At 63.6% G+C, this 15329-nt stretch carries 14 protein-coding genes; 6 read left to right on the top strand and 8 right to left on the bottom strand.

Annotated features, from left to right (window positions below; genetic code table 11):
* Position 1 precedes the first annotated feature (1 nt).
* Positions 2-1393 carry a siroheme synthase CysG gene (cysG, locus tag ISM_RS15545; protein WP_009815154.1) on the bottom strand — a complete coding sequence of 464 codons (1392 nt, stop codon included), beginning with the start codon at positions 1391-1393 and terminating at the stop codon, positions 2-4.
* A gap of 146 nt (positions 1394-1539) precedes the next feature.
* Between cysG and ISM_RS15540 the strand changes: the two genes are divergently transcribed.
* The gene (locus ISM_RS15540) at positions 1540-2001 is read left to right on the top strand and encodes an Lrp/AsnC family transcriptional regulator (RefSeq protein ID WP_009815153.1); all 462 of its coding nucleotides are present in this window, start codon (positions 1540-1542) and stop codon (positions 1999-2001) included.
* Between the two features lie 9 nt (positions 2002-2010).
* On the opposite strand, the gene ISM_RS15535 is transcribed toward ISM_RS15540, so the two are convergent.
* The 5 genes from ISM_RS15535 to ISM_RS15515 all read right to left on the bottom strand — a co-directional run bounded on the left by ISM_RS15535 (position 2011) and on the right by ISM_RS15515 (position 7391).
* Positions 2011-2346 (bottom strand): DMT family transporter, encoded by a 336-nt coding sequence (locus ISM_RS15535; RefSeq protein WP_009815152.1) that lies wholly within the window; start codon positions 2344-2346, stop codon positions 2011-2013.
* 171 nt (positions 2347-2517) lie between these two features.
* A complete protein-coding gene (locus ISM_RS15530; protein WP_009815151.1) occupies positions 2518-3732 on the bottom strand; it encodes an NADP-dependent isocitrate dehydrogenase in 1215 nt (404 codons plus the stop codon).
* A 124-nt stretch (positions 3733-3856) separates the two neighbouring features.
* Positions 3857-5110 (bottom strand): multidrug effflux MFS transporter, encoded by a 1254-nt coding sequence (locus ISM_RS15525; RefSeq protein WP_009815149.1) that lies wholly within the window; start codon positions 5108-5110, stop codon positions 3857-3859.
* A gap of 96 nt (positions 5111-5206) precedes the next feature.
* Entirely contained in the window at positions 5207-5878 is a 672-nt protein-coding gene (locus ISM_RS15520) for a DsbA family oxidoreductase (RefSeq protein ID WP_009815148.1), read from the bottom strand.
* On the bottom strand, positions 5865-7391 hold the full coding sequence (locus ISM_RS15515; RefSeq protein WP_009815147.1) for a class I adenylate-forming enzyme family protein: 1527 nt from the start codon (positions 7389-7391) through the stop codon (positions 5865-5867). The genes ISM_RS15520 and ISM_RS15515 overlap by 14 nt, the downstream gene beginning before the upstream one ends.
* A 66-nt stretch (positions 7392-7457) precedes the next feature.
* Between ISM_RS15515 and ISM_RS15510 the strand changes: the two genes are divergently transcribed.
* Entirely contained in the window at positions 7458-8081 is a 624-nt protein-coding gene (locus ISM_RS15510; protein ID WP_009815146.1) for a helix-turn-helix domain-containing protein, read from the top strand.
* Between the two features lie 7 nt (positions 8082-8088).
* Here ISM_RS15510 and ISM_RS15505 read toward each other — a convergent pair whose 3' ends face one another.
* Complete coding sequence (locus tag ISM_RS15505; protein ID WP_156783417.1) at positions 8089-9915, bottom strand: extracellular solute-binding protein; 1827 nt, start codon at positions 9913-9915, stop codon at positions 8089-8091.
* A gap of 445 nt (positions 9916-10360) precedes the next feature.
* Here ISM_RS15505 and ISM_RS15500 point away from each other — a divergent pair, with 445 nt between their 5' ends.
* Both ISM_RS15500 and ISM_RS15495 read left to right on the top strand, forming a co-directional pair.
* Positions 10361-11134, top strand: coding sequence for a 3-hydroxybutyrate dehydrogenase (locus ISM_RS15500; RefSeq protein WP_009815144.1), 774 nt, complete (start codon positions 10361-10363; stop codon positions 11132-11134).
* A gap of 74 nt (positions 11135-11208) precedes the next feature.
* On the top strand, positions 11209-12234 hold the full coding sequence (locus ISM_RS15495; RefSeq protein ID WP_009815143.1) for a patatin-like phospholipase family protein: 1026 nt from the start codon (positions 11209-11211) through the stop codon (positions 12232-12234).
* 18 nt (positions 12235-12252) lie between these two features.
* Here the strand turns inward: ISM_RS15495 and ISM_RS15490 are convergent, their stop codons facing one another.
* On the bottom strand, positions 12253-12939 hold the full coding sequence (locus ISM_RS15490) for a DUF502 domain-containing protein (protein WP_009815142.1): 687 nt from the start codon (positions 12937-12939) through the stop codon (positions 12253-12255).
* A 331-nt stretch (positions 12940-13270) separates the two neighbouring features.
* On the opposite strand from ISM_RS15490, the gene rpsB reads away from it, so the two are divergent.
* On the top strand, positions 13271-14137 hold the full coding sequence (rpsB, locus tag ISM_RS15485) for a 30S ribosomal protein S2 (protein WP_040618146.1): 867 nt from the start codon (positions 13271-13273) through the stop codon (positions 14135-14137).
* A gap of 77 nt (positions 14138-14214) precedes the next feature.
* Entirely contained in the window at positions 14215-15090 is an 876-nt protein-coding gene (tsf, locus tag ISM_RS15480; RefSeq protein WP_040618145.1) for a translation elongation factor Ts, read from the top strand.
* Positions 15091-15329 lie beyond the last annotated feature (239 nt).

The following is a 15329-nucleotide window of genomic DNA, read 5'->3' as shown; positions in this document are numbered from 1 at the left end:
GTCAGGCGAACTCCTGTTTCGTTTGGGTCAGCGCGGCCTGGGCCGCACGCGGCGCAAGGCCATAGAAGGTGAGGGCGGGGCCGGTGAGACCGGCGGCCGTGAGATCGGCGGGCAGCGCGTCGAGCGTCGTCGAGAGCACGCGTTGATCGGGGCGGGTGGCGTTTTCGATCACGGTGACCGGGGTGGCGCGGTCGGCGCCATGCATGATCAACCTGCCTTGGATAAAGCGGGCGGATTTCTTGCCCATGTAGATCGCCGCCACTTCGCCGGGCCGGGCCAGCGCCGCCCAATCGTGATCGGCAAAGCCCCGGGTGTCATGGCCGGTGAGAAAGCGGACCGAGCTGTTGCGGCCACGGCTGGTGAGGCTCTGACCGATGGCGGCGACAGAGGCCGAGGCGGCGGTGATGCCGGGGACCACGTGATAGGTGATGCCCGCCTCGGTCACGGCGTCGATCTCTTCGTCGAGACGGCCGAACACGGTGGGATCGCCGCCCTTGAGCCGCACCACCTGGGCGCCGCTCTCGGCATGTGCGACGATGAGGCGGTTGATCTCGTCCTGGGTCATCGAGGGGCCAAAGCCCTCTTTGCCCGCGTCGACGAGCACCGCCTCGCGGCGGGCCAGTTCGAGGATCTCAGGCGTCACCAGACGGTCATGGATCACCACATCGGCCTCGTCGAGGGCGCGGCGGGCCTTGAGCGTCAGCAGCTCGGGATCGCCCGGGCCAGCCCCGACAAAGGCCACGTGACCGGCGCGGTCTTCGCGGGTCTTGTAGTCGTCGAGCAGGCTGGCGAGGGTGCGGCGCACCGCGTCCGGCCCGCCCTGTTCGAGAGCGCGTGGGCCCTGGCGGAAATAATAATCGGCCCAGTAGTCGCGGCGGCGGCGGCCCATGGGCAGCACGTCGACGGCATGGCGGAAGGCCTGCCGATGCGCGCCAGAAGGCCGAGATGGGCGGGCAGCCGCGCCTCGAGATCGGCTTAATGGCGCGGGCGAGGACCGGGGCCGCGCTTCGGTGCCGATCGCCACGGTGACCGGATCGCGGTCGACGATGGCGGGGGTGATGAACTGGCTGTCGCTCAGATTGTCGACGATATTGACTAGCGCGCCCTCTGCGGTGGCAAGGGCGGCGGTGCGGGCGTCTTCGGTGGCGTCCTCATCGGCGGCATAGAAGAGCGTGGCGCCTTCGCAGTCGCCTGCGGCCAATGTGCGCCGGTGCAGGGTCAGCCGGGCCTCGTCGGCCCAGGTCACGATCTCGGGCGCGGGGGTCTTGGCATAGACATGGATGGCGGCCTCGGTCTTGAGCAGGAGCCGCAGTTTCGCAAGGGCCGCATCGCCACCGCCCGAGAGCACGACGCGGCGGCCTTCGAGGGCTACGAAAATGGGAAAGTGTTTCATGGGGCGGGGCCTCGGCTTGCGGTTGACTTGCCCTGATATATAGAATTTATTCCCACCAACGCGCTAGATGGGCGGGCGAATAAGGACATATGTTCCAGATCAGCCGCCGGTTAGGCCGCCCGTTCCAAGGAAAGAGGAAAGCTGGAATGTCCGTTCGTATCGATGATCTTGACCGAAAAATCCTTTTGCAACTGCAGCAGGATGGCGGTCAGTCGCTCGATGATATCGCCAAATCCGTGGGCAGTTCGAAGACCCCGGTGTGGAACCGGATTCGCAAGCTGCGCGAGGCCGGGGTGATCCGTCAGCAGACCTATCTTCTCGACCCCGAGGCGCTGGGCTTTGAGGCCTGTTTTTTCGTGCTTATCCGCACATCTGAACATGACGCGGCCTGGCAGAAGGCGTTTCTCAAGGCGCTGCGCGATCGGCCCGAGGTGCAGGAGGCGCATCGGCTGGCGGGAGATATCGATTACATCCTCAAGGTCCGGGTGCAAAATGCGCGGGCCTATGACACGTTCTATCAGGCGCTGATTTCAGAGGTGAAGGTGCATAACGTCACCGCGCTTCTGTCGATGGAAGAGATCAAATCGACCACCGAACTGCCGCTCTGACGATGGGGTTCAGTGGGTGGCGGTCGAGGAGAAGAGATTGATCACCACGATGCCGCCCACGATCATCGACAGGCCGAGAAAGGCCGGCAAATCAACCTTTTGGTTGAAGACGAGCCAGCCCAGGAACACCGTGAGGCAGATGCCGAGACCGGACCAGAGCGCATAGGTTACGCCGAGCGGCATGACCTTGAGCACCTGCATCAGGAAAAAGAACGCCGCGCCAAAGCCGAGGATCACGCCGAGCGAGGGCCAAAGCCGGGTGAATTGTTGTGAGGCTTGCAGGCTGGTGGTGCCGAGCCCTTCGAAAAGGACGGCGACGACAAGCAGAAGATAGGCGCGGGTCATGGGGCAATCTCTTTTTGGGACTATGGTCCAGCCAGACCAGAGCGGGAAAAAACTGTCAATCCGCGCCGGATGAAATTTTGTCGCAGCTTGGGGTCCAGCTTGTGAGAGCCACAAAATAAAGCGGGGCGCCGTGAGGACGCCCCGTTTTCGATCTTTGCGATGCCGTCTGGCTTAGCCCTTGAGGGCCTTGCCGAGGTTTTCGTCGACTTTCTCGAGGAAGCCCATGGTGGTGAGCCAGCCCTGATCGGGGCCGACGAGCAGCGCCAGGTCCTTGGTCATGTGGCCGCTTTCGACGGTGTCCACGATGACTTTTTCCAGCGTTTCGGCAAAGGTCTTGAGCGGCGCGTTCTCGTCGAGTTTCGCGCGGTGCTTGAGGCCGCCGGTCCAGGCAAAGATCGACGCGATCGAGTTGGTCGAGGTCTCTTCGCCCTTCTGGTGCTGACGGTAGTGACGGGTGACGGTGCCGTGGGCCGCTTCGGCCTCGACGATCTTTCCATCCGGCGTCATCAGCTGCGAGGTCATCAGGCCGAGCGAGCCAAAGCCCTGTGCCACGGTGTCCGACTGCACGTCGCCATCGTAGTTTTTGCAGGCCCAGACATAGCCGCCCGACCATTTCATCGCCGAGGCGACCATGTCGTCGATCAGGCGGTGCTCATAGGTGAGGCCGGCCTCTTCGAACTGGTCCTTGAACTCTTCGTCGAACACCTTCTGGAAGAGGATCATGAACTGACCATCATATTGCTTGAGGATGGTGTTCTTGGTCGAGAGATAGACCGGGTAGCCGCGCTTGAGCCCGTAGTTGAACGAGGCGCGGGCAAAGTCGATGATCGACTGGTCGAGGTTGTACATGCCCATGTAGATGCCGGAGGAGGGCGCGTCGAACACCTCTTCTTCCATCACGGTGCCGTCTTCGCCGACGAATTTCATCGACAGCTTGCCCGGGCCGGGGAATTTCATGTCGGTGGCGCGGTACTGGTCACCAAAGGCGTGACGACCGATGACGATGGGCTGGGTCCAGCCCGGCACCAGACGCGGCACGTTCGAGCAGATGATCGGCTCGCGAAAGACGACACCGCCGAGGATGTTGCGGATGGTGCCGTTGGGGCTGCGCCACATCTTCTTGAGGCCGAACTCTTCGACCCGGCCTTCATCGGGGGTGATGGTGGCGCATTTCACGCCAACGCCGATTTCCTTGATCTTATTGGCGGCGTCGATGGTGATCTGGTCATCGGTGCGGTCGCGCTCTTCGATGCCGAGATCGTAGTAGAGCAGATCCACGTCGAGATAGGGCAGGATGAGTTTCTTCTTGATGAAGTCCCAGATGATCCGGGTCATTTCATCGCCGTCGAGTTCGACGACCGGGTTGGCTACCTTGATCTTGGACATGGGGCGCACCTTTCATGTGATCATGTGTGAGGAATCGTATCTGGCGCGTTGCTAGCGGAAAATCGCAGCAAAGGGAAGTCATGTATGCAGTTGTATACCGAAATCCTTTGGCGCGGGTCTCGGGTCAGGCGTCGCGCTCTTCCTCGGGCATGAAAGCCATCGACAGGAAGGCCAGCGAAATCGCCAGAAGCGCCCCGATGATCAGCGGCAGCGGCGTGCCGTTGAAGGCCTGCCCGATGGGGATGGCGATGACCACAGACCCCATGGTGGCGGCGGCGCTGAAGACGCTCGTCGCGGTGCCTGCGAGATGGCCCATCGGTTCGAGCGCGATGGCGTTGAGATTGCCCATGGTCATGGCGGTGTGAACGAAAATCCCGCCCTGCCAGACCACATAGACCCAGAAGGGCAGCGCCGCGCCGCCGGTGACGAGGCCGAGCCCGAGGACGGCGAGCGACAGGGCGATCATGCCGACCATGGCGACCCGGATGAGCCGCCGCATGCCGAGCCGCATCACCAGCGCCGCGTTGATCAGGCTGAACCCGCCCGACAGCAGCGCGATGGCCGCGAACCAGAGCGGAAAGCTCTCGGCGCGGTCATAAGTGACGTCGAAAATCTGGTGGATGCTGCTGATCGAGGCGAAGAGCACCGAGAGGCAAAGCGTCTGGGCCAGCGTGCTGATCCGCACCGCCGGGTGGGCCAGCACGATGCCCGCATTGCGCCAGAGCGCGCGCGCGTTGAACGGGGTGCGCCGGTCGCGGGGCAGCGGTTCGGGGACGCGCAGCACAAGCCAGAGCGTCGAGATGAGCACGAACCCGACCAGCACCGCAAAGAGCCCGCGCCAGCCAGCAAAGTCGATGACGACGCTGCCCGCCAAGGGGGCGATGGCCGGGACGAGGGTAAAGACCATCATGATGAAGGAGACGATCCGCGCCATGCCACGGCCTTTGAAATAGTCGCGGGTGACGGCCATGGGCACGACCCGCGCCGCCGAGGCCGCGAGGCCCTGCAGCACCCGCGCCGCGATCACCAGTTCGAGATTGGGCGCGGCCCAGGCCAGAAGCGACGCAAAGCAATAGAGCGCCGCGCCGCCGACCACCGCCGGTTTGCGCCCAAAGGCGTCCGAGATCGGCCCGACAAAGAGCGTGCCGGCGCCCATGCCGAGCACAAAGCTGGTGATCAGAAGCTGTGTCCGGTTCGGATTATCCGCCGAAAGCTCGGCCGTGATCTCGGGCAGGGCGGGCAGCATCGCGTCGATGGAAAAGGCCACGGTGGCGATCATCATCGCCATCAGGGCAATGAATTCGGTGCGCCCGATTGCCGGTTCGGCGAGGGGCGTCGTGGCCTGCGGAGCAGCCTGCGGTTGTGCGGTCTCGGTCATGTCCCGCCGCTATCACGTTGTGACCACGCGCGCTATAGGCGGGTTGCGCACAGGGTTGCGCGCAAGAATGCACAGGAGTGCCTTAGGGGGGAGGCGTTAACCCTGACTGGCGGCGTCCGGGTTGTCGGCGGCCTGTGCCAGCTGTTCGAGCACCTCGTCGATCACCTTGATCCAGGTTTCCTTGGGCTGGGCGCCGGGCACCGCATGCTGGCCCGCGACGATGAAGAAGGGCACGCCAGAGACGCCCATTTCGCGGAACTGCGTGTCGCGGGCGCGCACGTCAGCCTTGTCATCCTCACCCGCCAAGAGCCGTTCGGTGACGGCGCGGTCCATCCCGGCGCTCTCGGCGATCTCAGTCAGGGTGGCGGCATCGCCGATGTCCCGGCCTTCCTCGAAATAGGCGCGAAAGAGCGCGTCTACCACCTCTTGCTGCACGCCCTCGGCCTCGGCCCAATGGATGAGCCGATGGGCGTCGATCGTGTTCGGCGTGCGCTTGATCCCGGCGAAATCAATGTTGAGCCCGATCTCTTCGGCGCGTTCCACGATCGGGGCATAGGCGCGCAGCGCGCCCTCTTTGCCGCCGAATTTCCCTTCGAGATAGGCGCGGCGGTCCATGCCTTCGGCGGGCATCTCGGGGTTGAGCTGAAACGGGTGCCACAGGATGGTGAACGGATGATTGGGTCGCTCTGCAAGCGCTTGATCCAGATAGGTTTTCCCGATGTAGCACCAGGGGCAGATGGGGTCGGAAACGATATCAAGACGGATCATGCAGGGCCTCATAGATCTGGGCAAGCGCGCGGCGCTGCAGCTTGCCATTCGGGTTTTGCGGCAGGGCGTCCACATGGAAAAAGCCGCGCGGGGTCTTGTAGCCTGCCAGCCGCTCGGAGGCCAGCCTTGCGAGCTCGGCCTCCGAGAGCGGCGCTGGGCCGGTGTAGAAGGCCATGATGAGCCGGGCATCGGAGCGGACGGCGATATCGGTCACGGCGATCTGGGTGATGCCGGGAATGTCCGACAGCGCCTGTTCCACCTCGAGCGGCGAGACGCGGTAGCCGCCGGCATTCATCATATCGTCCTTGCGGGCGAGATAGGTGATGGATGAGCTGTTATCCATAACGCCCTGATCTCCGGTCAAAAACCAGTCTCCTCGCATGCGGTCCCTTGTCTCGTCCTCGGCCCCGAGATAGCCAAGCATCAACCCCGGATCCCTGCGGTGCACGGCGATGGTGCCTTCGGTGCCGAGCGGCACGGGGCCGTCGGTCCCGAGGATCGCGATGCGGCGGCCGGGCTGTGGTCGGCCAAGCGTGCCACGGGTGGCGGGACGGCGCGGCGCGCCGGAGATGAAGGTCGAACATTCCGACATGCCATAGGCCTCGTAGATCGGCGTTCCGGTGGCATTTTGCCAGTTATCTTCGATACTTGCGGGAAGTTTCTCACCTGCGGAGAGGCCGTGGCGCAGGCTGGGGATCGCCCGTGCCGCGCCCGCGTTGAGGATCTTGCGGTAAACCCCTGGGGCGGCTGCGAAAATCGTGGCGCCATGCGCCTCCATCAGCCCCGGCAGGGCAGCCAGATCGGTGCCCTCGGCGGGGATCAGGGCGGTGGCGCCGACGCTCCACGGGTCCATCAGCCCGGTGCCGAGCGTATAGGTCCAGTTGAACGCGCCGGCGTGCAAGAGCCGGTCCTCGGGGCCGATGCCGTACCAGCCGTCATGCATCATCCGCCGCGCCCAGATGGCGCGATGGGCATGGACCACGCCACGCGGCTTGCCGGAGGTGCCGGAGGTATAGACGATATAGGCCGGACGGTTCGGATCGCCCATGTCATAACCGGCGGGCGGCAGGGCACGCATCGCGGCCAGAGCATCGGCGCCGATCACCGGCAGGTCAGTTTCGGGGCAGGCCACGTCGGGGGCGTGCAGGATCACCGAGGGGGCAAGCTCGGGCAGCATATTGGCCACTTCGCGCGCGGTGAGCGCCGCCGAGCTTGGCACCGGGACGAGCCCGGCGGTGATCGCGGCGAGATAGGCGATGGGAAATTCCACCCGGTTGCCAAGCCGCATCAGCACCCGGTCACCGGGGCGCAGCCCGGCCTGCAAGAGCCCGGTCGCGGTGCCGCGCACGGCGGCCTCGAGCGCGGCATAGGTCCAGCGCTCGGCCCCCGTTGCTCCAACCACCGCCAGCGCCAGTTTCTCGGGCGTCGCACCCGCCGCGCCAAGCACATAGCCCGCCATGTTGAACGGCGTGGGACAAGGGGCAGGCGGGCCTTGATCGAAGACAGACAGCATGGGCTTAGGGGTAGGGGCGTGCCGGGGCAGTTGCAAGTGGCGAGGGCTCTTCTTATACATCGCGCCATGGAAAAACCGACCTCTGACAATCTCATCCGGATCGCCCGCGACAGCGGCGGTGAAGAGCATGGCGAGCCGCTCAACCTCGGCCAGCGTGTGCGCGAGCTGCGCAAGGCGCGGGACTGGACGCTGGAACAGGCCGCCAAGCAGGCGGGGCTGGCCCGGTCGACCCTGTCGAAGATCGAGAACGGTCAGATGTCGCCGACCTATGAGGCGTTGAAAAAGCTGGCGGTGGGCCTCGAGATTTCCGTGCCGCAGCTCTTTACCGCGCCGCAGAAGGATCAGGTGACGGGGCGGATGACGGTGACCAAGCTCGGCGAGGGCACGCCTTATCTCACCACCACCTATGAGCATAAGCTGCTGTCAGACACGCTCACCAAGAAGAAGATGCTGCCCTATCATGCCCGCATCCGGGCGCGGTCGATGGAAGAGTTCGACGGCTGGGTGCGCCATGATGGCGAAGAGTTCCTGTTCGTGCTGACCGGGGTGGTGCGGCTCTATACCGAGTTCTACGAACCGGTCGAGATGCGGCGCGGCGACAGCGCCTATTATGACGGGACCATGGGCCATAACGTCATTTCGATCAGCGAGGAAGACGCCACCCTGCTGTGGGTGACGTCGCTGACCTGAACGGAGTTTACTCCGGATCAAACCACCAGACCGCCGGCAGGAACGCCACGCCATCGCCATAGATCGGCAGATGCTCCTTGGGGTATTTGAGCTCTTTCTTATGGGCGATCCGGCCCACCGCATATTGGTGGATCGGGATCACATAGCGCCCGGTGGTGAGCACCCGGTCGAGCGCGCGGGTGGCGTGGATGAAGTCCTCGCGGCTTTCCGCCTCGAGCATCCGGGCGATCATCGCCTCGGCGGCGGCGGATTTCATCCCCATGAGATTGCGGCTGCCGGGCGTATCGGCGCCTTCGGCCCCCCAGTAGAAATATTGCTCATTGCCGGGGCTGAGCGACAGCGACCGGCGCATGAAGGTGAGGTCGAAATCGTAGTTGGCCTCGCGCGTGCCATATTGCGCCTTGTCGACGCTTTGCACGGTGAGCGCGATGCCAAGCCGTTCGAGCGCGCGGGCATAGATCGCCATCATCGCATTGGCCTGCTGGATGAGCCCGTCCTGTTTCAGCACCACGGTGAGGGTCAGCGGCCGGCCCCCGGCATCGCGGCGCAGCCCATCGACCACCGGATAGCCCGCCTCATCCAGAAGCTTGGCGGCGCTGCGAATATTGGCGCGGTTGCGCTTGGTGCCGTCGGAGACGGGCAGGGCATAGCCCTCGAGCGCGCCGGGCAGAAGCTCGTCCGCAAAGGGCAGGAGAAGCTCGCGCACCGCGCCGGTGGCGGGACCGTGATCCATTGCCAGTTCCGAGCCCGAGAAATAGGAGGTGATGCGCGGCTGACGGCCGCCGGTGAGCGCCTCGTTGATGAATTCGAAATTGAAGGCGCGGATGAGCGCCTCGCGCACCCGCCAATCGTCGAGCGGCTTGCGTCGGGTGTTCATCACGAAACCGCTGATGCCCGAGGGTTTCTGATGCGGGATCTCGGATTTGACGATATCGCCGCGCTGCACGGCGGGGAAATCATACTGGCTCTCCCATTTCTCGGCGTTGAATTCGCGCAGATAGGAAATGGCCCCGGCGTTGAACGCCTCCTGCATGACATTGTTGTCGCCATAGAACTCGATGCGGATCTCGTCGAAATTGTCGGTGCCGCGTTTGATCGGCAGGTCGCGGCCCCAATAGTCGGGATTGCGGCGCAGGGTGACATAGCGGTCGATCTCATAGCTTTCGACCACATAGGGCGCGGTGCCGATCGGGATGTCGTGGATCGTGCTCTCGGTGATATCGCGCCCGTCCCATTGCGATTTCTTGACGATGGGCCGCAGCCCGGCCAGGAGCGCCAGATCGCGCTCTTTCGAATTGAAGCTGATGCGCAGGCTGCGCGGGCCGGTTTCCTCGATCTTCTCGATCTTGTCCCAGAGCCCGCGATAGCGCAGATGCCCGCGCGCGCCGATTTCGCTGAGCGACCAGATCACATCCTCGACGGTGACCGGGCTGCCATCGGAAAACCGGGCCTCGGGGCGCAGCGTGAACTCGACCCAGCTGCGCGACGAATCGGTCTCTACCGATTCGGCCAGAAGACCGTAGAGGGTGAAGGGTTCGTCCTCGGAGCGCAGCATCAGGCTTTCATAGGCGAGATAGCGGAATTGCCAGGGCGGGGTGCCGCGCACGATGAAAGGATTGAGCGAATCGAAGCCGCCGACATTGGCCGTGACCACCTTGCCGCCCTTCGGCGCATCGGGATTGGCATAGGGCAGCGACACAAAATCCGGTGGCAGCGCCGGGTCGCCATACATAGCTATGCCATGGCTCGGCTCTGCCAGCGCGGGCGAGAGGCAAAAACCCGTTGCGAAAAAGGTAAACGCGACCGCGAAGGGCCGGAAAATATCTGATATCATTTTGGCAACAATTCCCGACTGCCCTTATTTGTCTGCCCCTCAGGGTAGTAACAGATTTCCGTAGTTTCAAACTTTTAGCTTGGATGCCAGCGCGAGATTGCTTATAAAGGTGTCACTGCTCGATAGGTTTCTTGCCTGTATGAAACCTGCCTCAATAACTTAACGCCGGCCTCGTGCCGGCGTTTTTTTTGGCCGCAGCCCTTCTTTGCATCCCTTTACGCCTCTGATCGCGCCCCGCATCGGGGACGGCCATCACCCCTGATCCATCTAGGGCCTCGGGGCGGCGATTCCCATGGTGCAGAATGCGGCAATCCCGTCCCGGGGATCACGTTGTCGTGTTGTGCGAATTTGCCGGGCGTGGGCTGCGCTTGGTCCTACATCCGGCTGGTGCATTTCGCATGTGCAGCATGTAGGGTGCAAGCGGAAAGCATGAGGAGAGCTATGCATGAGCGTTCAAGGTAAAACTGCTGTCGTCACCGGGTCCAATTCGGGGATCGGTCTGGGCATCGCCACCGAGCTGGCCCGCGCCGGGATCAATGTGGTTCTGAACTCGTTCACCGACCGCGACGAGGATCACGCGCTGGCCGCCGAGCTGGCCAAGACCCATGGCGTCGAGGCGCGCTATATCAAGGCGGATATGTCGAAAGCGGCGGACTGCCGGGCGCTGATCGAAGAGGCCGGCGTCTGCGATATTCTCGTCAACAACGCGGGCATTCAGCACGTCGCCCCGCTGCCCGAGTTTCCGACCGAGAAATGGGATGCGATCATCGCGATCAACCTCAACTCGGCCTTTCACACAACGGCCGCGGCGCTGCCCTTGATGCGCAAGGCGGGCTGGGGCCGGGTGATCAACGTGGCCTCGGCCCATGGTCTCACTGCCTCGCCCTTCAAATCGGCCTATGTGGCGGCGAAACATGGCATCGTCGGGCTCACCAAGGTGACCGCGCTCGAGACCGCAGAAGAGCCGATCACCGCCAATGCCATCTGCCCGGGCTATGTGCTCACCCCGCTGGTCGAGGCGCAGATCCCCGACACGATGAAGGAATATGGCATGAGCCGTGAAGAGGTGATCAAGAATGTCATGCTCACCCGGCAGCCGTCGAAAGAGTTCGCCACGGTCGAACAGCTGGGCGGCACGGCGCTCTATCTCTGTTCGGATGCGGCGGCGCAGGTGACCGGCACGACGATCAGCGTCGACGGCGGCTGGACGGCGCTCTGAACCAGCGCAGAGGCGCAGATGTCAGGGCAGGGGGCGGGCCTCTGCCCTGACCGCATTTATGAGAGAGGCGAACCATGGCCAAACGCGCGACCAAGCGGATCAATCTCGGGCTGCAGGGCGGCGGGGCGCATGGCGCCTATACCTGGGGCGTGCTCGACCGGCTGCTCGAAGACGAGCGGATCGAGATCGCCGCCATGTCCGGCACCTCGGCGGGTGCGATGAATGGCGCGGCGGTGAAATCGGGTTGGGTCGCGGATGGGCGCGACGGGGCGCGAGAGCGGCTTAACTGGCTCTGGGGGCAGATGGGCGCGGTCAACGATCTGCGCTGGCCCGCGTGGTTCGGGCTCGACCTACCCAGCGCCGAGCTCAGCCGTGCGGTGAGCTTTTCACCGCCCTTCCTCATGGCCGATGCGGTCAGTCGCGCGGTGTCGCCCTATGTCTATGGACCGTTCTACAGCAACCCGCTGCGCCCGGTGGCCGAGGCGTTCGAATATGACAAGATCTGTTCCGAGGCGGGGCCGGCGCTTTTCGTTGGCGCGACCAATGTGAAGACGGGCAAGATCCGGGTGTTCAAGGACAATGAGATCAGCACCGATGTGCTCTTGGCCTCGGCCTGTTTGCCGACCATGTTCCAAGCGGTCGAAATCGGTGGCGAGCATTACTGGGATGGCGGCTATACCGGCAACCCGGCGCTCTTTCCGCTGTTTCGCCCGGATTTCCCGCGCGACATCGTGGTGATCAACATCAACCCTCTGGAACGCGACGCGGTGCCGCGCAGCGCCCAGGACATTCAGAACCGGATCAACGAGATCAGTTTCAACAGCTCGCTCTTGCGCGAGCTGCGCGCCATCAGCTTTGCCCAGCGTCTGCTCGACGAGGGCGCGATGCCGGGCGGCGCGATGAAGCGGGTGCTCATTCATATGATCGCCGATGACGGGCTGATGCGCGATCTGTCAGTGGCCACGAAAATGGTGCCGGTGCCGGCCTTGCTGCGCCGTCTCAAGGAGGCGGGGCGCGCGGCGGCAGAAGAGTTTCTCGCCGCGCATTTCGACGATCTGGGTGAACGCGACACGATCAACCTGGCCGAGATGTTCAGCTAGGCCACGGGCATCGGGGGATCAGCCGTCGGCATCCTCCGGCCGGTCCTTGCTGCCCGGATAGACGAGACCCGCCGAGATCACCAGCTTGGCCGCGTCCTCGATCGACATGTCGAGCTCGATCACATCTTCGCGCGGGAAAAACAGCAAAAACCCCGAGGTCGGGTTCGGCGTCGTCGGCACAAAGATCGACATCAGCGCGCCCGAGGTCTCCGCCCGCCGCGCCACTTCGCCCTTGGCGGTGGTCGAGATAAAGCCGATGGCCCAGATCCCCTTGCGCGGATATTGCACGAGACAGGCCTTTTCAAAGCTGCGTTCGCTCTGGGCAAAGACCGTCTCGGCGATCTGTTTCACGCCGGAATAGATCGAACGCACCACCGGCATCCGGTCGACCAGCCGTTCGGCAAAGCCGATCATGGATTTCCCGATCAGCCCCTTGGCGATCCAACCCACCAGAATGGTGAAGACAAAGAAGAAGATGACGCCGACGCCGCGCAGGTTGATGCCGATGTATTTCTCGGGCCGCAGATCATAGGGCACGAGCGGCAGAACCACCCCGTCGACCCAGCCCACCAGCGTCCAGACCAGCCAGACGGTCATGCCCACGGGCGCGATCACCACCAGCCCGGTGAGAAAGCTGGCACGGAGCCCTGCAAAGCGCCCGGGGCGGCGCGGTGGTTTCGGCTCGTCGTCGAAAGGTGTGTTCATTATGATGCCACTGCTAAGGGTCACCCGTATGTAGGCGGAAAGCGGCCGGGCGGCAACGGGGCAGGGGCAGATTGCCGCTCTCTTTTCCCCGGTTTGGCACGGTCTTGGGTGGCCTACACGGTCTTCTGCCATCTTTTGCGGCGGTTTGCGGCTTTTGGGCCTTTGTCCGTGTGCCTTTGCCCTTGCGCCTTTGGTTGGGGCGGTCTATACGCGCGGCACTGAAATCCGCAGGTATGGGCGGGCTGATCGGGGGAGACATCCCCGGCGGTCCACCGGTTGAAGCGCCGCTTCTCACCCCATGCCGAGGCGAAAACCGGAAAAGGAAAAAGACATGGCTCTTCCCGAGTTCACCATGCGTCAGCTGCTCGAAGCAGGCGTTCACTTTGGTCACCAGACGCAGCGTTGGAACCCCCGTATGGGCGAGTTCATCTATGGCGCGCGTAACGGCATCCACATCATGGACCTGACCCAGACCGTTCCGATGCTGGACGCGGCTTTGAATGCGATCCGTGACACCGCGGCCAAAGGCGGCCGGGTTCTCTTCGTCGGCACCAAGCGTCAGGCCGCAGGCCCCGTCGCCGAAGCCGCCGAAAAATCGGCCCAGTTCTACATGAACCACCGCTGGCTCGGCGGCACGCTGACCAACTGGCAGACCGTGAGCCAGTCGATCAAGCGTCTCAAAGAGATTGACGAAGCCCTCGAAGGTGGCGCCGAAGGCCTCACCAAGAAAGAGCGTCTCGGCATCGAACGCGACCAGGAAAAGCTGCAGGCCTCGCTCGGCGGTATCCGCGAAATGGGCGGCGTGCCGGACATGCTCTTCGTCATCGACGTCAAGAAAGAAGCCCTCGCCGTGGCCGAAGCCAACAAGCTCGGCATCCCGGTTGTGGCTGTGGTTGACACCAACTGCTCGCCCGATGGCATCGACTACATCATCCCCGGCAACGACGACGCGGCCCGCGCCATCTCGCTCTACTGCGACCTGGTGAGCCGTGCCGCGCTCGACGGCATGTCGGCCCAGATGGGTGCCGCAGGCGTCGATCTCGGTGCCCTGGCCGAGGCCCCTGTAGAAGAGACGCTGTCGGACGGCGTCGAAACCGGCAATGTCAGCGACGAGACCGCGCATAACGACGCCATGTCGAAAGATGCGCCCCTGGACATCAAATCGTCCGAGGAAGTCAAGGAAAACGCCGAAGGCTAAGCCTCGGGTTTCACGCAAATGACATGGGGGGCAGGGCAGACCTGTCCCCGTAATCCACAGATTCGAGGAGAGCCACGATGGCAATCACTGCTGCATTGGTGAAACAGCTGCGCGACACGACCGGCGCAGGCATGATGGACGCGAAAAAAGCGCTGACCGAAACCGATGGCGACATGGAGGCGGCTGTTGACTGGCTGCGCACCAAGGGCCTGGCCAAAGCGGCCAAGAAATCGGGCCGCACCGCGGCCGAAGGTCTCGTTGCGGTCAATGTCGAAGGTGGCCGTGGCGTCGCCGTCGAAGTGAACGCCGAAACCGACTTTGTCGCCAAGAACGCCGAGTTCCAGGCGATGGTGGCAAGCATCGCGGATGCAGCCGTCAAGGCAGACGACATCGAGGCGCTCAAGGCGACCGATCTCGGCGGCAAGACCGTGGCAGACACCATCACCGACAAGATCGCCACCATCGGCGAGAACATGTCGCTGCGCCGCATGGCGTCGGTGTCGGGCGACACGGTCGTCTCCTACATCCACAACCCCGCCGCGGACGGCATGGGCAAGATCGGCGTTCTCGTCGCTCTCAAAGGGGGTGATGAGGCGTTCGGCAAGCAGGTTGCCATGCATATCGCCGCGACCAACCCCGCCGCGCTCAACGAAGCCGAGCTCGACCCGGCCGTCGTCGAGAAGGAAAAGCAGGTTCAGATCGACATCGCACGTGAGTCGGGCAAGCCCGATGCCGTGATCGAGAAAATGATCGTCGGCCGCATGAAGAAATTCATGTCCGAAGTGACCCTGCTGGGCCAATCCTTCGTGATCAACCCCGACCTCACCGTCGAGGCCGCCGCCAAAGAAGCCGGTGCCGAGATCGTCGGGTTTGTCCGTCTCGAAGTGGGCGAAGGCATCGAAGTCGAAAAAGAAGATTTCGCCGCCGAAGTGGCCAAGGCCGCCCAGGGCTAAGCCTCGAGCTAAGCCCCGTTCAACGGTTTGAAACGATTGTGAAAACGCGCCTCTCGGGGCGCGTTTTTTCTTGGCCGGTCGCAGGCTGACAAAGGCCCGAATTCTGGTGGCAGGGGGCGACATAAGGGCGTCGCCGCGCCGCGCGTTAAGAGCTGTGAAGATGGGGGGTGGGGGCCGATTTTAAAGTGCCGATGATCAGCCCCGAACAATAGAGACTGACCACCAGCTCCGGTTGTACC

The sequence above is a fragment of the Roseovarius nubinhibens ISM genome, assembly GCF_000152625.1.
In the GTDB taxonomy this organism is placed as follows: domain Bacteria; phylum Pseudomonadota; class Alphaproteobacteria; order Rhodobacterales; family Rhodobacteraceae; genus Roseovarius; species Roseovarius nubinhibens.
The sequence above is the reverse complement of the archived record's forward strand: the minus strand, read 5'-3'. Positions and strand labels throughout refer to the sequence as shown.